General features: G+C 33.9%; 21 protein-coding genes. 4 read left to right on the forward strand and 17 right to left on the reverse strand.

Annotation, left to right across the window (positions count from 1 at the left end; all coding sequences use genetic code 11):
- Window positions 1–317: 317 nt before the first annotated feature.
- The 9 genes from BXU10_RS13435 to BXU10_RS13475 form a co-directional block, all read right to left on the reverse strand.
- Window positions 318–575, reverse strand: a complete 258-nt coding sequence (locus BXU10_RS13435) for a hypothetical protein (RefSeq protein WP_035684509.1) — start codon at window positions 573–575, stop codon at window positions 318–320.
- Window positions 576–658: 83 nt separating this feature from the next.
- Complete coding sequence (locus tag BXU10_RS13440) at window positions 659–967, reverse strand: co-chaperone YbbN (protein WP_031453681.1); 309 nt, start codon at window positions 965–967, stop codon at window positions 659–661.
- Window positions 968–1,135: 168 nt separating this feature from the next.
- Complete coding sequence (locus BXU10_RS13445) at window positions 1,136–1,774, reverse strand: peroxiredoxin (RefSeq protein WP_078227747.1); 639 nt, start codon at window positions 1,772–1,774, stop codon at window positions 1,136–1,138.
- Between the two features lie 125 nt (window positions 1,775–1,899).
- Entirely contained in the window at window positions 1,900–3,513 is a 1,614-nt protein-coding gene (locus BXU10_RS13450; protein WP_078227748.1) for a glycoside hydrolase family 3 protein, read from the reverse strand.
- Between the two features lie 2 nt (window positions 3,514–3,515).
- On the reverse strand, window positions 3,516–3,965 hold the full coding sequence (locus BXU10_RS13455) for a GNAT family N-acetyltransferase (RefSeq protein WP_078227749.1): 450 nt from the start codon (window positions 3,963–3,965) through the stop codon (window positions 3,516–3,518).
- A gap of 173 nt (window positions 3,966–4,138) precedes the next feature.
- Window positions 4,139–4,480 carry a hypothetical protein gene (locus tag BXU10_RS13460; protein WP_078227750.1) on the reverse strand — a complete coding sequence of 114 codons (342 nt, stop codon included), beginning with the start codon at window positions 4,478–4,480 and terminating at the stop codon, window positions 4,139–4,141.
- 21 nt (window positions 4,481–4,501) lie between these two features.
- The gene (locus tag BXU10_RS13465; RefSeq protein ID WP_078227751.1) at window positions 4,502–5,821 is read right to left on the reverse strand and encodes an MFS transporter; all 1,320 of its coding nucleotides are present in this window, start codon (window positions 5,819–5,821) and stop codon (window positions 4,502–4,504) included.
- Window positions 5,808–7,379, reverse strand: coding sequence for a glycoside hydrolase family 10 protein (locus BXU10_RS13470; RefSeq protein WP_078227752.1), 1,572 nt, complete (start codon window positions 7,377–7,379; stop codon window positions 5,808–5,810). The genes BXU10_RS13465 and BXU10_RS13470 overlap by 14 nt, the downstream gene beginning before the upstream one ends.
- Before the next feature lie 366 nt (window positions 7,380–7,745).
- Window positions 7,746–8,954, reverse strand: coding sequence for an anhydro-N-acetylmuramic acid kinase (locus BXU10_RS13475; RefSeq protein WP_078227753.1), 1,209 nt, complete (start codon window positions 8,952–8,954; stop codon window positions 7,746–7,748).
- A 204-nt stretch (window positions 8,955–9,158) separates the two neighbouring features.
- On the opposite strand from BXU10_RS13475, the gene BXU10_RS13480 reads away from it, so the two are divergent.
- The 4 genes from BXU10_RS13480 (at window position 9,159) to BXU10_RS13495 (ending at window position 11,454) form a co-directional block, all read left to right on the forward strand.
- Complete coding sequence (locus BXU10_RS13480) at window positions 9,159–9,716, forward strand: LemA family protein (protein ID WP_078227754.1); 558 nt, start codon at window positions 9,159–9,161, stop codon at window positions 9,714–9,716.
- Window positions 9,716–10,672 carry a DUF3137 domain-containing protein gene (locus BXU10_RS13485; RefSeq protein WP_078227755.1) on the forward strand — a complete coding sequence of 319 codons (957 nt, stop codon included), beginning with the start codon at window positions 9,716–9,718 and terminating at the stop codon, window positions 10,670–10,672. Before BXU10_RS13480 ends, BXU10_RS13485 begins: the two co-directional genes overlap by 1 nt.
- A 118-nt stretch (window positions 10,673–10,790) precedes the next feature.
- Complete coding sequence (locus BXU10_RS13490) at window positions 10,791–11,036, forward strand: hypothetical protein (protein ID WP_078227756.1); 246 nt, start codon at window positions 10,791–10,793, stop codon at window positions 11,034–11,036.
- Complete coding sequence (locus BXU10_RS13495; protein ID WP_078227757.1) at window positions 11,029–11,454, forward strand: hypothetical protein; 426 nt, start codon at window positions 11,029–11,031, stop codon at window positions 11,452–11,454. Before BXU10_RS13490 ends, BXU10_RS13495 begins: the two co-directional genes overlap by 8 nt.
- A gap of 171 nt (window positions 11,455–11,625) precedes the next feature.
- On the opposite strand, the gene BXU10_RS13500 is transcribed toward BXU10_RS13495, so the two are convergent.
- From BXU10_RS13500 to BXU10_RS13540, 8 genes are all read right to left on the reverse strand, one after another.
- A complete protein-coding gene (locus BXU10_RS13500) occupies window positions 11,626–12,099 on the reverse strand; it encodes a hypothetical protein (protein WP_078227758.1) in 474 nt (157 codons plus the stop codon).
- Window positions 12,100–12,141: 42 nt separating this feature from the next.
- Window positions 12,142–13,044, reverse strand: a complete 903-nt coding sequence (locus tag BXU10_RS13505) for an IS982 family transposase (RefSeq protein WP_078227759.1) — start codon at window positions 13,042–13,044, stop codon at window positions 12,142–12,144.
- A 163-nt stretch (window positions 13,045–13,207) separates the two neighbouring features.
- Window positions 13,208–14,110 (reverse strand): hypothetical protein, encoded by a 903-nt coding sequence (locus tag BXU10_RS13510; protein ID WP_078227760.1) that lies wholly within the window; start codon window positions 14,108–14,110, stop codon window positions 13,208–13,210.
- A gap of 5 nt (window positions 14,111–14,115) precedes the next feature.
- Window positions 14,116–14,304, reverse strand: a complete 189-nt coding sequence (locus tag BXU10_RS13515) for a hypothetical protein (protein WP_078227761.1) — start codon at window positions 14,302–14,304, stop codon at window positions 14,116–14,118.
- A 71-nt stretch (window positions 14,305–14,375) separates the two neighbouring features.
- A protein-coding gene (locus tag BXU10_RS13520) for an IS3 family transposase (protein WP_223255388.1) occupies window positions 14,376–15,550 on the reverse strand; the annotation gives its coding sequence in 2 pieces (ribosomal slippage) (window positions 14,376–15,295 and window positions 15,295–15,550; 1,176 coding nt in all).
- Between the two features lie 40 nt (window positions 15,551–15,590).
- The gene (locus tag BXU10_RS13530) at window positions 15,591–17,423 is read right to left on the reverse strand and encodes a hypothetical protein (RefSeq protein ID WP_078227762.1); all 1,833 of its coding nucleotides are present in this window, start codon (window positions 17,421–17,423) and stop codon (window positions 15,591–15,593) included.
- 383 nt (window positions 17,424–17,806) lie between these two features.
- Window positions 17,807–18,196 carry a DUF1634 domain-containing protein gene (locus BXU10_RS13535; RefSeq protein ID WP_078227998.1) on the reverse strand — a complete coding sequence of 130 codons (390 nt, stop codon included), beginning with the start codon at window positions 18,194–18,196 and terminating at the stop codon, window positions 17,807–17,809.
- Between the two features lie 4 nt (window positions 18,197–18,200).
- Window positions 18,201–19,037, reverse strand: coding sequence for a sulfite exporter TauE/SafE family protein (locus BXU10_RS13540; RefSeq protein ID WP_078227763.1), 837 nt, complete (start codon window positions 19,035–19,037; stop codon window positions 18,201–18,203).
- Window positions 19,038–19,294: the final 257 nt, after the last annotated feature.

Consider the following 19,294-nt stretch of genomic DNA (forward strand, 5'->3'; position numbering starts at 1 on the left):
CATGCAGAGTAAATCCATTTTTGCGTCATGCGAGTGTGGTTGCGCGTTTTCTTGCAATGGCTATGCATGTGATTACTTTTGTGAATACTTAAAAGGTTTTATTAGCCGTTTATCGCGAGAGGGATGGGAGCAAGCTACCGAAGTAGCGCGGACAGCCCGACAGCATCCCGATAAGAGGGCAGGTATGCGTAAAGAAAGGCAGCCCTCTTGTAGGGATGCTGTCTCGCCCAAAGTATATTTTAAGATATAAAAAAAGCGTCTCCAAATAGAAACGCTTTCTCCGTCATGTTTTGCTTTTTCTTTGAAAAGGAGCTCGATTATTTATCAATAGAACCTAAAACGCGTTTCATGAACGTATTTAAAGCTTCTTTTTTGTCGGTTCCCTGAGCTACTAATTTTTGAACTTCAAGGGCACCATACATATTTGAAATCAATTCACCGATTACGTCTAATTCTTCGTCTTTAAGAGAAGAGATTTCCGTCATGGCTTCCAGAACTTCGATTGTTTCTATGATATAGTCCTGATCGTTTTCTTCGATAAATTGCGTTAAATGCTTGATTACGGGTAATTTCATTTTATTGATTGTTAGATTGTTGGATAATTGGATTTTTAGATAAAGATTCGAAAAATCTAACAGTCTAAAAATCTAAAATCTATTTAGGCAATTGCGTTTACAAGATCGATTAAAACTTCTTGTTTATTAGTCTGCGTTTCGCCAACTAATTGTCCGTTTACGAAAGTGGCAAAAGTAGGCAGGTTGCTTACGTTTGCTAATTTTCTTGATTCAGGAGCATTTTCTGCATCAACCAAAACAAAAGTGATAGCTTCATTTTCTGTTGCTAATTTTTTGAATTTTGGTTTCATAATACGGCAGTTTCCACACCATGATGCTGAATATTGCACTACTACTTTTTCGTTTTTAGCAACTAAATCTGCTAACGTATCTTCGTTTAAGTCGATTAACATAGTTTTTTGAAATTTCAATTTCAATTTCAATTTCAAAAATCAATTTTTTAAGGGATTGATATTTGAGTTTAAATTGAAATTATTGTTTGTTTTTGAAGAGAATTTTTGAATTTCAATGGCAAAGTCAGAATTGAACATTGAAATTGCCATTGAAATTGTTATTGCAAATTAGTTTGCGCTTAAGTATTCAGCAGTACTAACTCTGTCAGCAGACATTGCTTCTTTACCAGCTTCCCAGTTTGCAGGGCAAACTTCACCTTTAGTCTGGATGTGCGTGTAAGCGTCAACCATTCTTAAGTATTCGTTTACGTTACGTCCTAATGGCATATCGTTTACGCTTTCGTGGAAGATTTTTCCAGTTTCGTCAATTAGATAAGTAGCTCTGTAAGTTACGTTTGAACCTTCGATGATAACTGAATCAGTATCTTCGCTGTAGCTTGTAGATTCGATATCAAGAATTCCTAAAATATTAGCTAAGTTACGGTTAGTATCTGCTAAGATTGGGTAAGTAACACCTTCGATTCCACCGTTGTTTTTTGGAGTGTTTAACCAAGCAAAGTGTACTTCGTTTGTGTCGCAAGAAGCTCCGATTACGATAGTATTTCTTTTTTCGAATTCTGGCAATGCAGCTTGAAAGGCGTGTAATTCAGTTGGACATACAAAAGTAAAATCTTTTGGATACCAGAATAATAGTACTTTTTTGTTGTTGTTTACTGCTTCTTCAATGATGTTGATTTTTAAGTTATCACCCATTTCTGAGATAGCATCTACTGCAATACTCGGGAATTTTTTTCCTACTAAAGACATATTTTTCGTTTTAAAATTAAAATTTATTTCTGGTGCAAAAGTAGGGTATAAGTACAGGGTCTTATAATAAGATGTGATTATAAAAATTTATAAGTTGATAGTTTTTGGTTATATAAATGTTTAACTTATTGAATATCAATATTTACTGGTAAAATACCATTAAAACTATTTTTTTCTAAAAATTGAATTCCAGCTGTTTTTTGAAACTCTTCAAAGTCCTGATACGCCTGGATTAACCCTGAAGCTTTTTTAAGATTCGGAATTAAGGGCAAAACATAGGGGTTTCCGAAGACATAAATGATACATTTTTTAGTTTGAAGCAAGCCTGAAAGTAAGCTGAAAACAGTATCATCTATTTCAAATTTATTTGCAGGTTTTGCTTTCGGAACAAATAATGAAATTAGAATAGTATCGAAACTTTGAAGTTGTTTTTCAATTTTTGAGATATCCGATGTTTCTAAATTTTCAAAAGCAAATTCCGGAGAAGGTAATTTTGTATTTAAGGTTTTAAAGAATGTGTTTTCAGTGTTTTTATATAAACTCAGTTTGACTAATCTATTGTTTTTTTGTGCTTCAAACGCTAATTCTGAAATTCCGTTATCAATGATTTTGGTGATTGCGTTTTGTGCGATTTGGAGATTTAATTGTGAAGCATTTTCGAAATTCAATTCACCAGAAGCAAAAGTTTCATTCGAAAACAATCCTACTTTTTCTTTTGCTTTTCTAATTCTTTCATAGCTTTCAAAAATACGGTCCGGCGAAGCATTTTTGAAGATCGCTTCAATTCCTTCCGGAACATTTTCTGCGAAACATAAAATATCATTTCCAGCGTTGAAGGCTTCCCATTCTAATTGACCTTTGGTTTCATATAATTTAGAAACGCTGTGCATATTTAAAGCATCAGAAATTACTAAACCGTCATAACCTAATTTCTCACGCAAAAGATCCTGAATAATCGGTTTTGATAAAGTTCCCGAAGTATCTTTTCCATCATTTAAACTAGGAACAGCCAAATGTCCAATCATGATGGAGTCGACATTGTTTTCGATTCCTTTTATGAAAGGATATAATTCGTTTTCCAGTAATTCTTCAAGAGTTTCTTTTAAAACTGGTAATCCCAAGTGTGAATCCACGTTAGTATTTCCGTGTCCGGGAAAGTGTTTCAAGCATCCTAAAATACCAACATCAGACATTCCTTTTAAATATTCAATGGCAAAATTGGCGACTTTTTCTTTATTTTCACCAAAAGAGCGATAGCCAATAACCGGATTATTCGGATTATTATTGATGTCTGCCAAAGGAGATAAGTTATACTGAATTCCGGCAGCTTTTAAATCCAATCCGATTTGTTTTCCGACTTCATAAATCAGATTTGAATTGTTTTCAGGCAGAGCACCAAGTGTGATTGCGTATGGATATTGCGGTGTTTTTTCGATACGCATTGCCAGACCCCATTCTGCATCGATGCTTATTAACAGCGGAGTTGAAGCTGCTTTTTGGTAACGAACGATTAATGCTTTGATTTTTTCGTAGCTGTCATCGTTGAAAACAATTTTCTGTTTGCTTTCGTAATTCGTTGCAGCGCTTGCACGACTGTGAAAAAAAGTCAATCCGCCAATATTATAGTCTTTGATAAGGCGTTCGGTTTCCTGAATATTTTCTTCGGTATCGTTGATGAATACTGCTGGAAAGAAAAATTGTCCTATTCTTTGTCGTAATGCTTCGGCTGTCATTTTCATTATTATAAAGTCTTTTTCATGCAGACACTATTATCCATTTTTTCGTAAGGCGGATAATTGGGTATTATGGTGTAATTTAATTTTTGATATAAGTTGATGGCTTCGGGCTGGTTTTTTCCGGTTTCAAGAATGGTATAGGTATAACCAATTTCTTTCGCCCAAATTTCAAGTGCTGCCAAAACAGCTGAAGCAATTCCTTTTTTTCGATGGCCCGGATGTACATACATTCGTTTGATTTCGGTCTTGTCACTTTCTTTTTCGCGGAAAGCGCCACAGCCAAGCGGAATTCCGTCCTCATAATACACGATTGTGTGTTTTATTTTATCGGTTTTATTATACTGATTATAAAAAGCATGATCTTCGCCATCTCTAATTGCTAAATCCTGATCTAATAAAGCAACCAGATTTATAAAATCCATATCGTCTGAGTTGGTTCGTTTTATATTACTCATGATTTAAAATATTTTAATCAGTATCGTTTGATTTTCTAACACATAGTATTTAGGTATTGGAAAAGGCGTTTCACTTTATTAAAATACAAATAGCTATGTGTTGAGAAATTGACTTTCTCTTTTTTATTCTTTCACACAAAAAAACTATGTTTCTATGTGTTTAAAAGAATGTTTTATTTCAACTTTGCTTTCTTCTGTTTAGCCAATTGCTTTTTGGTTTCAATTGCTTTTTCGAGTCGGTTTTTGAAGCGAAAGAGTTTTGGTAGCCCTTCCAAGCGGTCTTCGATCGTGATTTCTTCGTACACAATAATTGCTTTTTCTAAAACCCGAATTTCATTGTCCAGATCGAGTTGGTTTTTGTAAATTGTAGCCAATCGATCATAAGGATGATTTCCTTTAAAACCTTCGGTAACATTTTCTTCATACAGCTCAATTGCTTTTTCAAGATTTCCGGACTTTTCGAACTCACTTCCTTTCAGATTGCGTTCGGCCTGCAAATTTTCATTGATTTCCATAGGTAAAAGTTTGATTTGGGGTTAAACTTCTTCTGATTTTTTTCCGAAATCTTTCGGAAAAATTAAAAAACGTGATAAAATAAGACCTGGTATTGTTGCTATCAAAACCCAGATAAAGAAGTTTTGATAACCTAAATATTGTTGAATATAGCCGCTTAACATTCCCGGCAGCATCATTCCCATAGCCATAAAACCGGTTGCCAGTGCATAATGCGCTGTTTTTGATTCTCCTTCAGCCACATGAATCAGGTACATCATAAATCCTGTAAACCCAAAACCATATCCAAACTGTTCTAAAATTACAACAAGGCAAGTGTAGAGATTAAGGTTGGAATTTATTTCGAAAAAATATAAGTTTATGTGAAGGTGAAAAAGTTCTTCAGGTTGAAAATGAGCTAATCCAATAAATCCAAGGATAGGCAGGTGCATTGCCAGAAACATAGGAAAAATCCATTTGGTAAGGCCATGTTTAGAAATTGCAATGCCACCTAAAATGCCACCAATCGTTAAGGCCAGAATTCCTAAAGTTCCATAAATAATACCTACAGCCTCAGTGTCCAGAGCCATACCGCCCAATTCTTTCTTGTCTAACAAGAATGGACTTAACATTTTTAGTAATTGCGATTCACCTAATCTGAAAACCAGAATAAATGCCAATACCAATCCGATTTGTTTTTTCTTAAAAAAAGTCACAAATACAGTACCGAAGCTTAAATGGTGGTCTTTATTATTTTCAACAACATTTATTTCGGTTTTTGGTGTAAAAACGAAATTATAAAGTGTAATAAATGTCATTAACAAACCTACTGCAATCATGGTGTATGACCAAGCTTTGGTATTATCACCATATTTATGCTCCAGATAACCTGCAAACAAAACGATTAAACCATTTCCTGAAAGCATTGCAAGTCGGTAAAAAGTACTTCTGATGCCGAGGAAAAAAGATTGCTGTTCTTTTCGCAATGCCAATAAATAAAAACCATCGCTGGCAATATCATTCGAAGCCGAAGCAAAAGCCGCAACCCAAAATATCGCCAAAGTCATGATGAAAAATCCACTAGTCGGAATTGTAAAACCGACAAGCAAAAACGCGATTGAAATCAGCAGTTGCATCGATAAAAACCATTTTCTTTTGGTTCCGTTCAATTCAATAAAAGGACTCCAAAGCGGTTTTATAACCCATGGCAAATACAATAAACTGGTATAAACACCAATATCTTCATTTGAAATTCCTAAATTTTTGTACATTATTACCGAAACCGAAATGATGACGGCATAAGGAAGTCCAGATGCAAAATTAAGAAGCGGAATCCAAAACCAAGGTGTGTTATCTGTTTTCATCAGGTTGTGCAGGGGAATAGATTTTAAATGTCTTTTTTAAGTCGATAATAGTTGGTGTACTTTCGTTTGCAAAATAGTCAATAAATGTCACAGCACAAGCTTTATACTGATTCATTTTTTCGGCTGGAACCGAAAATGAAATTGTTCCTGTGTTTTGGCATACCACTACCTTATCAACGATTTGTCTGGCATCATTAATGTCTATTTTCGAAATATGTTCTGCTCCGTACACCACCATGTATCTCACTTTTGTATTATAAGGATATTTGACATTGAACGAATAACGCAGGCTGTCTTTTCCGTACTCATTTACAATTGGTGTATCAATAATAACACGTTTTAAATTTGGAACTGCCGATGGAAGAGCCGGATACTGGTATTGGTTTTCTTCTAAATGGCGAACAATATCAAAGTTTTTATCCATGAACCATTTCGCACTGAAATAAGCACTTCCGCTTACGTTTTTGAAACTTCTCAAATAATCAATCTGATTCGGGATTTCTGACATGAAATTCCAGCTTTTATCACTGTCACCTCTAATCTTATAGGATGCGTGACCAATGTAAATAGCCGTATTGTTTGAATTCTCAGACCACCATTTTACTAGTTTCGAGTAATTGGCAATACGATTGTTCATACTCCAATATAATTGTGGAAGGATGTAATCAATCCATTTCTGATCCATCCATAAAACCGGATCGGCATATAAATCGTCGTAATTAGAAGTAGATTGTGTCTCTGAACCTTTTGGATCTACCGATTTATTTCGCCAAACCCCAAACGGACTGATTCCGAATTGTACCCACGGTTTGCTGGCTTTTATAGTAGTAGAAATCGTGTGCACAAAATTGCTCACATTGGCACGTCGCCAGTCGGCAAGTGACAGACCGCTTCCGTATTTTTTGTAGGATGCGGTGTCGTTAAACACTTTTCCAGGAACAGCATACGGATAAAAATAATCATCAAAGTGAATAGCATCGATGTCGTATTTATCAACAACCTCTTTCACCACTTTGGTTAAATGCGACTGAACTTCCGGCAAAGCAGGATCATAGTATAATTTCCCACCATATTCAATCATCCACTCCGGATGTTTGAATATGTCGTGATTTGGACTTAATTGCTGTTTGTTTAAATCGAAAGTAGCACGGTATGGGTTCATCCAGGCATGAAATTCAAAACCTCTTTCGTGTGCTTCCTCAATCATCCAGGCCAAAGCATCGTAATACGGGTTGGGAGCCTGACCTTCTTTTCCGGTTAAAAAACGCGACCACGGAGCCAGTTCCGTTGGGTAAAAAGCATCACCAACACTTCTAATCTGAACGATTACGGCATTGTAATTCAGTTTTTTATACGCTTCTAAAATCTCGATATAGTCTGCTTTTTCTTTTTCAACGCCGTCAATTGCTGTTTTTGGCCAGTCAATATTTACGACAGTTGCAATCCAGACACCTCTAAATTCATTTTTAGGATGTTTGGTTTTTTCCTGCGAATTGACGTTCCATCCAAAGAAAAGTAAATATATGATAGAGAATATTAGGTGCTGATTTTTATGCATTTCAATCTTTTTTTAACAGAAATCAAAAATAGTTTTTTTAACGGACTATCGTAAATAATTCAGAAATTATAATTTAAACGCTATTTATTTGGTTTTCATGTAATTGTTTTCGCTTTTTATAGTATTAGTTTTGTGCCTGAACTTGATAATAAATTTTTGAAGCAGAAAGATTAGGTATTTTCAGCAAGCATCGTCCCGCTTTCCGTTACAAACGAAGTTCACTGAACTCCGATTAAAAATAAAAATTAAGTGAAGTAATCTTTTGTGCCGAACCCCGGCACAAAAGGATTTCCACTTCAATCGGGGCTAGAGAGAAACATTTTACTTTTTAAGAACATTCCAAAAATAGTAACCCAAGGTTTAGTATTAATCCGGAAAAGAAATTTTACCCATTGTTACAGATGGAATTCCTTTGTTTGTACCAAAATTATAATGGCCGCCCGCAACCGTTTCATTGGCTAAAACGGCAAATAAGACCGCTTCTTTGGCATCGCTTAAAATGCCCAGATCATCGCTTTTTTGAAATTCGCAAGGCAATAATTCTTTTAGCCATTTCACCAATAACGGATTGTTTGTACCGCCTCCCGACAGATATATTTTGAATTCGCTAATTGGCGTTCCGGTATTTTTTACCACAAACTGAATCGCTTCGACAATGGTCTCTGCGCTCAGACGTGTTAAAGTAGCCAGTAAATCTGGTGCCGAAATGTTTTCGAGATTGGTTTTTGAAAGTGCCGAATCAACAAAACCTTTATTGAACAATTCCTGACCGATGGTTTTCGGGAAACTTTTACGGAAGAAAGCATCGTTTTTAAGTTCGCTTAAAAGTTCCTGATTTACGATTCCCTGTTGCGCGATTTCGGCGTCTTTATCGTAACTTTTTTCAAGGAAAAAGTGTTTGGTAAAAGTGTCGATTAAGGTATTAGCCGTTCCGGTATCGGTTACAAAAACTTCTTCGGCGTTTAGCGAAGCAGGCAAATAGGTGAAATTCGCGATGCCGCCCATGTTGAGCATAATGCGGTTTTCGCCTTTTTGGCTGAATAACAAATAATCGCCATAAACGGCCAAAGGCGCACCTTCGCCACCTGCTGCAACATGTTTCTGCCTGAAATCGGAGAGTGTGATAATTCCGGTTTTTACCGCAATATGATCGCCATCGCCAATCTGTAAAGTAGCATTTGGGAACTTTTCCTGCTGATGTAAAAATTTCGGAGCATGCAAAACCGTTTGTCCGTGCGAAGCAATCAAGTCAACTTCATGTGCGGGAATATTCCATTTTTGAAGACAATCGTTGACCATTCCTGCGTGCAAAAGACCAATCCATTCGTTTAGTAAAGCCAAATGCTGAAAATCGATTGTTTTTTGTGCAAACACTTTACGGATTTCGATTTTAATGTCTTCTGAGTAAGGGATGGTTTCAAACTCCAGAATGGTAACATTTGTATTTTCGCCCGCTCCCGAAATTTCACACAAAGCAATGTCAAGCCCGTCAAGCGAAGTTCCGGACATTAGACCTATTATTTTTCGGGTTTGTTTTTGAGCGATGTTGTAGAGAGCGGTTATGTTTTTGTTCATTTGAAATGAGTTTTTAAAGATGCTTTGTATTTGGAATGCGAAAATCAGATTATTTTGGATATAAAGTTATCGTTTTTAGTCAATTTTTGAGTGAAATATTAAATTTTCAATATTCAAATTTGTGCTGTAAATCTGAAAGAATAAAGAGCAAAACTTATTTCATTTTCTATATATTTGCTCATAACCAATTTAAAAAATTAAACCATGATTGTTATTTTAGGACTTATTGTTTTTCTTCTTATTGTTGGAATTGCTATCTATAATTCGCTTATCGGAAAAAGAAATCAGGTAACCAATGCTTTCTCTGCTATTGATGTAATGCTGAAAAAACGTTTTGACCTGATTCCGAATCTGGTTGAAGTGGTAAAACAATACACTAATTATGAACAAAGTACTTTAACTAAAATTGTAGAACTTCGCGCCAAAGCAACTTCAGGAACTTTAACAGACGGAGAAAAAGCGAGTTTAGATAAAGAATTAAGCTCAGCGGTAAAAGGCCTGATGGTAACCGTTGAAAATTACCCTGATTTAAAAGCTAATACCAATTTCCTAAACCTGCAATCTACATGGACAGAAAGCGAAGAACAAATTGCTGCCGCCAGAAGAACTTATAATGCTGTAGTGACTGATTATAACAATGCTATTATGATGTTTCCGGGCAATATGTTTGCAGGAATGCTGGGTTACACTAAAATTGATGTGCTGGAAACACCTGAAGAAGAGCGTAAAAACATTAGTGCAAAAGAACTATTCAATAATTAATGGATTCAGAAATAAACTCGAAAGCAAATCTGCAGGAAATACTGAATACATTAGAAACAGACCGAAAAAAAATAGCCGAAACATACCAAACATGCTATATATTATTTGGTCTTGCAGTATTAGTTTTACTAGTTGGGTTATTTATCCGATTTCCTGCGTTGGGAATTATTGGATGTTTAGTTCCTTTGATTATAGGTATTGTGATGTATTTTCGAATAGAAGATGATGCTGTAAAATATAAAGCAGCTTATAAAGCAACGGTTGTCGGAACGGCTTTAAAAAACATCAACGATACGCTGATCATTACACCGCTAAGCGGGCTTCCTGAATATGAGTTTATAAGTTCAGAGCTTTTTACTACTGAACCCGATCGCTATAAAACGCAGGATTTAATAAGCGGAACGATCGACAAAACTTCTTTTTGGTTTGCCGAAGTTCATGCGGAATATAAAACAGAAACTCGTACCAAAAACGGAACGCGGACCGAATGGCATACAATTTTTAAAGGAATTGTTTTTGTGGCCGATTTCAATAAAAATTTTACGGTTTCTACAGTAGTGCGACCAAAAGGTTTTGGTGAGAGTCTGGGAGCGTGGTTTTCTAAAAACGTTTTTAGTTTTGGAAACAGCGAAGTCATACAACTAGAAAACACCGAATTTGATAATAAGTTTGTGACCTATTCCAGAAACCAGATTGAAGCCAGATACATCCTGACACCCGCCATGATGGAGAGAATTCTGGATCTAAACAGTAAATCTGACGAGACAATTTCATTTTCGTTCATACATTCTAAAATGTATATTGCTTTTCCGTTGTCTTACAATTATTTTGAGGCGCCTATTCATAAATCGCTTTTAGTTCCCGATTTACTTACAGATGATCTTTCAATTGTTCAGTTTATGCAGAATATTGTTCATGAACTGGATTTGAATACGAGGATTTGGGGGAAGGAGTAGGACTTTTTTGAAAATAACATTTTAAAAAACCGCTTAATGGATTTGGATTTATTAAGCGGTTTTCACAACTCTGTTACTCGACTGCATCAGAGTACCAGAATATGGATATTCGAATTAAATGAAATATATACAAAACGAAAATATTTTTGTAATAATTGGCGGAATTATATTTTGCGCTTTCTTAATTTGTTGGATTAGAAAGGCAGATGTAAAAGAATTTAAAAAGTTAGAAGAACAAGGTTTAGAAATGAATTCAATTACTAAAATGCGTAGTTGGAGAGTTTACATTATTGCAGGAATTGGAATTATTATTATGATGTTTGAAGTTTTGAAACGACTATATCAAATGATATTTAATGATTGAACAAATACTGAAAGACTACATTAAGTTTATAAGAAGCTTTGAAGTTTTATTAAAAGATAAATACCAGCAAGACATAAATCCGTGTTTGTTTTCTCATACTTTTTTTGAAAGAATAGGCTCCATTGACGGAATTGAATATAATTTTCACGGAAGCGGATGCACTGCCAAAAAAGATGGTGTTATTTACGAGTACGATATTATAATAAACCAAATTAAATTTTCACAATGGAAATTCTCAGAGTTTATTAGAACACATCCCGAATATCAAAATTTAAATTATAGTCCTGATTTTGTTGAATATGAATTGTATCAGCTTATTGAGAAAGGAATTTTAGAGTGGGACATTATAGAAGGTATTTCTTTTGGATGTGTTTTTAAATCTTATCGGGTTGTTCAGGAGCCTTCATTTACCTTATAATTTTTTTAAATCTTATCATGAAACCAATTGCCCCTAATAACAAAAGGGGCATCCTTTTGTGCCAGAAAGTAGATTTGCAAACGGTGATCTAATGATCGGATGTAGAAATTTAAAGTTATATATCGTGTTTACCGATTAGAAATCTGTGTGAAGTTGTTAATCGATAAATTTTTATTGTTTTATAATTTCATATCCCAATTTTTTTGGTTTTGTCACTATATCATTGTCAATCCATTTTGTTTTAATAAAATATTTTCCTTTATCTTCAATTAATATAAATTCAGGATTCATTTTTGCACCTAACTTATAGCCATTTAAGTTTTTTAAATGATTTAATACTAATTCATTATCATTCTCTTTCGTAGTTAATAAATCTTTAAATCCTATTTGATAACCGTCTCCAGTAGCTATAATGCTATCGTTTGAGATTTCAATGTCTAAATTCCAGCCTGCATTTTCTCCTCCAATTTTTCCATAACTAAAATAAGTTGAATATTTTCCAATCCATTTATTTGGAATTTTTATTTTTTGAAGCTTAACTGATTTATTACTGGCTTCTTTCTCTTGATTTTCCTTTGGCTTTTGTTGGCAAATTACAAGTTGTAAACAAAATAAAATAGTTGTGATTACGAGTGTTTTTTTCATATTTAAATTTATAATATAACGTGAGTTCGATGTAAACAATAATTAAGCTACAAGCCTGTTGTTTTCAAAATCAATATTTATAGAAGGCTTTTTAGGGAAGAAAGAATAGGCTATTAGTGCTGATAATAAATTAGTTATAAAGTTATCAAAACTTCTGTGTCTTGTATGTTCTATTTGACAAATATTTTTCAATTGATCATAAACAGTTTCAATTAATGAGCGCTTTCTTAGCATAATTTTATCTTGTAAAAGCATCATACTATTTTTCATGTTCTTTTTGATTTTAGTAATCAAATGCACACCATCTATAAAAAGCTGTTCAAACAAATCTTTTCCAATATATCCTTTGTCACCAAAAAGTTTTCCAAAAATTCTTTTGTGAAAGTTATTGCTTTTTAAAGGTTCTCTATCATCAACATTGGCTTGAGTAAAGATAAAATCAAGAATTTCTCCCTTATCATTTATAATTAAGTGTAATTTAAACCCAAAGAACCATCCCGTTGAAGTATGCCCTTTTGTAGCTAAATCTTTGAATGTTTTATGCTGTTTTTCCCGTCTAATATGGCATGCTCTCAAAGGGGTAGAGTCAATTATAGAAATTCCTGTGCATTGACCTAAACAGCAGGTTTTCAAAAATAGGGCCATTGGTACAGCGGTTCTTTTTTGAAGTTCCACAAATCTATTGTAAGACACAAGGTTTGGAAATTCGTTATTCAAATGTTTTCCTATATAAAACAAGTAAAAATGTTTTAAGTTTTTGAAACCCATAGTGTGAAATAGCACTAAAATGGTTATAACTTCACTATCTGACATAATAAATTTTCGGTTTCTTTTCTTTGGAGCCTCTTTTTCTTTTAAGCTATGAGCAGCTATAGTTTTATCAAATTCTTTACAGAATTCGTCTATAAGAAAGTAAATTTCAGTAATTTTATTCGCATCTAACATAGAGGTGGTTTTAAATGTAATTAATTGTTTGTCAGGCTTTAATATACATAAACCATCTCTATTTTTCAAATATATCCTTCCTTTTTTATGTCGAACTCACGTTAATATAATACACCTTAGAGTTCAAATACCAAAAGTCATTTGAACATTAGCTTAAATTAGTTTATTTCCTATTTAGCAAATGCCATTCAAAATCTATAAATCTTTTACTTTTTATGTAATATTGATTGTTCTCTTTTTTAATAAAAAAAGAACTTTCTTCTAAATCTGAAGTACAAGTGCCTTCGCCAGTATATATTAATTTAAAAATTCCTTTATTTTGGGTAACACTATAAGTTCCTTCACAAAATGCTTCTAGCGAATTATTCGTCCCAATACTTAAAATAGCTTGCGAGATTTCAAAATTAAAATAGAAGGTAATTTCAATTGGTTCTCCTGTTTCAACACTTTCAACTTTAGTCTTAATGGAATAATCACCTTTTAAAACTACATCTTGATTACTTTGTTTTATATTGGAATTACCTAAAACATTTGATTTCCAATTATTATATTCATTATTATTATCATTACTTATATTGAGAGTAAGTATTTTCTTCCATACCCCATTAGTCCATTTAAAGATACTTTGTTTATGAGGATATTTGGGATAATATGGAATATCCATATTTGCATTATAGGTTAAATCTCTTTTATCTATTATAAGTACATAAATATCATATAGCTTTTTTAAATCATCAATATTTAATTTTCCGACCTTACTTTCTTCTTTCTCAAAATCAATATTTTCGTTTAATCTATTTTTTGGGATAAGATAGACTTCCACATTCCCTAATTTATTTGATGTTTTTGGATTATAAATACACCCATTGTCAGGCACAGTAAAATATCCATCCATATATGAATAATCTCCACATTTTAAAAGATTATCAAGCGATTCTTTTGAATAATCGGTTCCGCTAATAGCCCCTTTTTGTTCTTTTTTCGAAGGCTCCTGAGCATAAATTTCTTTCTTTTTACAACTAATTAGAAGAAGAAAAAAAATGCTTAATAATTTAATAGATTTCATTTGTTTTATAATTTTTTAGTGTAATTTTTTGGTCTAAAATAACCTTTCCAACCCGCATGTTTAGATAAAGCTTTACCTAGTCTTTTATATACAGCGGTTCTGGAACAACCTGTTCCGGAATAACCACCATTATTTTTATTTGCTGTCTCATCGGCACTACCAACATTCCCTATTGCTTCTAAGATAGTTACCAAGTCAGATTCCTCATCAAAACTATATACAATTCCTGTATGCCTGGATATGCAAACAAAAAGTAGAGAAAAAGTTAAGCTACATTTTTGTAATTAGTTAATTTATTAAATTCTTCAATAGTTTTATAGTTCAAAGCAGAGTGCCTTCTTTTTTTATTGTACCAAATTTCGATGTATTCAAAAATTTCAAGTTCCATTTGTTCTTTAGTAATTAGTTTATTCCCATAAATTAATTCTGTTTTTAGTGATTTGAAAAAACTTTCTGCAACAGCATTATCCCAGCAATCTCCTTTACGGCTCATACTTCTAGTGACAGTTTTAAAAGAGTCAAGCATATTAGTAAAGCTTTTATTAGCATATTGAATTCCTCTGTCGGAGTGGAATATTAATTCATTTGTAATTTTTCGATTTTTAAGTGCCATTTTCCAAGCTGTTAATGTAGTTTGTTTAGTACTCAAACCATTGCTTAGACTCCAGCCAATTATTTTTCTGTCGAACAAATCCAAAATAATTGTGAGATACAAAAATCCGTCCTTTGTTTGAATATATGTTATATCTGAAACCCAAGCTTTAGATGGTTCCTTCACCGTAAATTCTCTTTTTAAGATATTTGGAACAACAAAATGATTATGTTTTGAATTGGTTGTTACTTTAAATTTTTTACTCAATTTACTGTACAAACCTAATTGCTTCATGTATTTAGCGACTGTTATTCTAGATATTTGATATCCTATATTTTGAAGTTCTAAAGTAATTCTTGGACTTCCATATCGCTGTTTGGTATTAAAATATATTGAAGTTATTGCTTCTTTTATTAAAATCACTCGTTTTTGCCTTTCTGAAACAATCTGTTTTTTCCATTTATAGTAACTGCTGTTGCTTACTGCTAAAACTTTGCACATCTTTTCAATCGAATATATTTTTTCATGGTCTTTTATGAAAAGATAAATCATCGACCTCCCTTGGAAAAGATGCTTATTGCCTTTTTTAAGATATCACGTTCTAATTCTGCTTCTTTTAATTTTTTTTCAAGTTCATGAATTTTTTCTTGTTCGGGACTTAGTTTTAAATTGCCTTTTCCAGGAAAACTTCCCGTTCCAAATTCTTGATAATCTTGGCGCCATTTATAAAGCAAAGCAGCTGTAATACCAAGTTCCTTGGCAAGTAGAGAGATATTATCTCTTTCATAACTTAATTGGACTGCTTTCTCTTTGAAAATGCGGTCGTAATTTTTACGATTTTCTTTCATGGTCTAAAGTTAAGATTTTGTCCTTAACTAGAACTCCACGCTAAGTTAGCACATCCAGCCCTACACCATCAGATCTTCTCCAAACAAAAATATCTCCTTTTTTAGGTTTAAAATCATCCGAATCACTTCCATCAACAAAATCGATATTTTCTGAATCTATAGCTTTTCTGAAATCCTTTTGGGTAGTCATTATTCCTGTATTTATTTCCTTAACATTAGTTGTTATTCCTAGTTTAGTTAAATAAATTGAAACCGTTTCTGAACAATCTAAACCTTCTAAACCTTTTTCAGAAAGAGAATTTCTAACACCAAGCTGACTATACGAAATATTTTTATCTACTAAAGCTTTCATTTCATCTAAAACACCTGTAGTATCTCCACTACTTTCTTCCTGATTTTCAATTCCTCCACAACTAAACCCCTTTTCTTTCTTCAAAAGTCCTTCTGCGAAACTGATGCGGTATCTACCTAATATTTCTGAGCGTTGAATTTTTTGATCATTATTATTTTCTTCATCAACACTTTTATTGGCTTCATAATTTCTATTACTAACTTTTTGTTTTTCTGTTTCTGGTTTTTCATGCTTTTCATATAAAACATAACTTTCCTTTTTAGCAATTCCTATTGGTGCAAAAACCTGTAAATAAATATCTTCAGGAGACAACAACTTTTTGTGCCAATTATATAGCATAAAATATTTCTTAACATATTCAAGTTGATCTAAGTCGGTCATTAGTGCTAACTTTTTTTTAGTAAGACTCAAAGAATTTTCTTTATTTAAAGAATCTATAGCATCTTTCGTAAACTGTATAAGTCCAACGGCTCCATTAAAATTGTCGTCAAGTTTATTTATTGCTTCTTTAGACAAACCTTCATATTTTTTTCTCTTTTTCCCGTTACTGTCAACATAATTAACTAATTCAATCTTAGAAGGAGAAAATGTTTCTGAAGTTTCAACTTTCATTACAGCCATCAATCCATTAGCCATTTGTTTATAATTATTTGGCCATAAACTTTTACTTATTTCTACAACTTTCTTTCTAAAATCACAACTCACTTTATTTCCCCAAATCAAGTCATATTCCCTACAATCACAAGTAGTAACTTTCTTCTTTTCATCCTCTTTATCCGGTACAAAAATCTTCATTACACTATTTGTAAACTCCATTGGATCAGGTAAAAATATGGGTTTTATTTTGAAAGCTTCTTCAACCCAATCGTATTTTTTACCAGTTGACGGTGGTTGTATTCCTTTTTCGTCTTTTTTGGATTTGCCTTTTGTTTCGGCCGGAATTGCTTTTTTGACAGGCTGCTTTTTTGATTCCGGTTGGTAATCAGAATTGATTACATTTAAATTATTGCTGCTGACCTTTTCTTGTAGAAATATTTCGGCAGTTGCATAATACTCATGTGTTTGTCCTTCATTAGCGTTTCTTGCATTGGCTATTTTTTTGAAATCGGGTGTCAATATAAAATCAATATCTGCAATTCCGTCTTTTACGGTACCAGGAAGCGTTTTGGCTTTGTTTTTTTCATTTAGCTTATCATGTCCACCTCCGTCTGCATCATCTTCCCAGAGTGTAATATATACTCTTTGCCAATCCATGTGCAGGCAATGAACCCTTGCTTTAACGGTTTGTCCGTAAGCTAATGGTTTCGTTGGTTTTTTACCGTTTATGTCAAGTAATTCAATACTTTGAATTTTTGGAACTTCAGCCGGATGAGTTTTTATATCCAGGTAAGCGATCTGTTCACCACGTTTCGCTACAATGCGAATCCCTTTTCGGGTTAGGCTTCTTTGTAAAAAAGTAAATGATACGGTGTTTCCTGTTTTTTCATTTCCTTTTGCTTTTTGCCATTTGCTAAATTCCAAAACATAAACTTCCCATGTAACAGGATATTCAAAATGATTAGGAGTACTTGAAGGAATCTGGCCTAGATAAAGCCCAATTTGAGGAAGTAGGGTATCTACTTAGTAAAATTCTTCCCTACCCACCTCTGGAGCAGGGTTTCCGGTTATTTTAAAATCTGACATTTATATCGTATTAGGGGCAATAATTACAATAAAAGTTTTCCTTTAATTTTTGACGAATATAAATATTAAATTACTTAAAACAACACAAATAAAAATAAATTTCTTACAAATTTTTTTGTAGCCCAGATGGAAGCGGCATCCTTTTGTGGCAGGGTTTGCCACAAAAGATATAGCGGACAGCTGGATTAGCTTCTGAAAAATCTAAAAAAGAAATAGCTCCATTAATGCGAAAACCCAAACGAAATACTCAATATAATAATGCCGATTACGATGGTGGTAATGGCAACATACAGGTAGTCTTTTTCGAGGAGAAAAGAAAATAACGATAATAATACCCGAAATACGGGCGTGAGGAACAAAAGTATGATTCCGGAGAAGATGATCGAGTCGCCTTTTCCCTGAATTAGACCTTTGTAAATGGTTGCGATTACTTCGAAAATGTTTTTGTCTTTTTCTGTAAATACCGAGTAGTCTTCGATTTCCTGACCGTGGTGCAACAGATAAACAATGCCTCCAATGGCGGCTACAGATAATGCCGTCCAAACGCCGTAGCGCAATAAATTGCCTATAATGTTCTGAAAATCTTTTTCCTGAGATATATTTGGTGCCATGTTTTTAGATTTTTCCGTTAATGCCATTGTAAATCATGTTTATTGCCAGTACAAAAATGAGGCAGGCAAAGAAAATGCGGAGTTTCTTAGGGTTGGTTCTTACCAGAATTTTGGCTCCTGCCATCGCTCCGAACAACACTCCGATTACGACCGGCATACAAATTCCGGGTTCGATATAGCCTTTCTGAATGTAAATTACCGAACTCGCCATTGCGGTAACGCCCATCATAAAATTGCTGGTGGTGGTAGAAACCTTAAACGGAATGCGCATGATATTGTCCATGGCAATTACTTTGAAAGCCCCGGAACCAATTCCTAACAATCCTGACATCATGCCGGCGATTCCCATCATGCTGAATCCCCCGATTACATTTTTTGTTCCGTAAGCTATTACTTCTCCGTCATGGGTGGGATAAGTACCGTTCAGATGTAGTTTTTTGGCCAATGAACTCGATTCTAAAACGATGTGTTCTTCTTTTTTTCGGAGAGAATTAACAGCCGAGAAAATAAGCGTGAGTCCAAATAAAACGGCTATAAACGAAGTCGGTGCGATGGTCGAAAGCAGTGCTCCGCCAACGGCGCCGAGTGTGGTGGCAATTTCGAGGAATATCCCGAGACGCATATTGGTAATTCCTTCTTTTACATAAGCTGCCGCAGAACCTGATGACGTTGCTATAACTGATACCAAAGCCGCACCAATGGCATAATGAATATCGACTCCGAGCATAATTGTAAGTAGTGGTATGATAATGATTCCGCCGCCTAAACCGGATAAGGAGCCTACAAAACCAGCTAAAAAAGCCCCTAAAAGCATAATCAGGGTGAATGTTAATACTGTCATTGTTGTATGTTTTTTGCTAATTTACAAATACATACTGTTTTTGGCATCATTAAGTTTTATTGTGAAAGGATAAAATAGTTTTGTTTTATTGAAAGATGCTGATTGTTAGCGTGATAATGGGGACTTAAAAATGCCTTAAAAAAAAATCAGCGTGATAAAATGATTCTTTAACAAGGGCTTCGACGGAGTTTATCCTGAGCGAAGTCGAATGGGCTCAGCCTGACATCTGTTTTCAATTCACAAATTATTTCTCTCAA

Source organism: Flavobacterium sp. LM4, from assembly GCF_002017935.1.
Lineage (GTDB): Bacteria > Bacteroidota > Bacteroidia > Flavobacteriales > Flavobacteriaceae > Flavobacterium > Flavobacterium chungangense.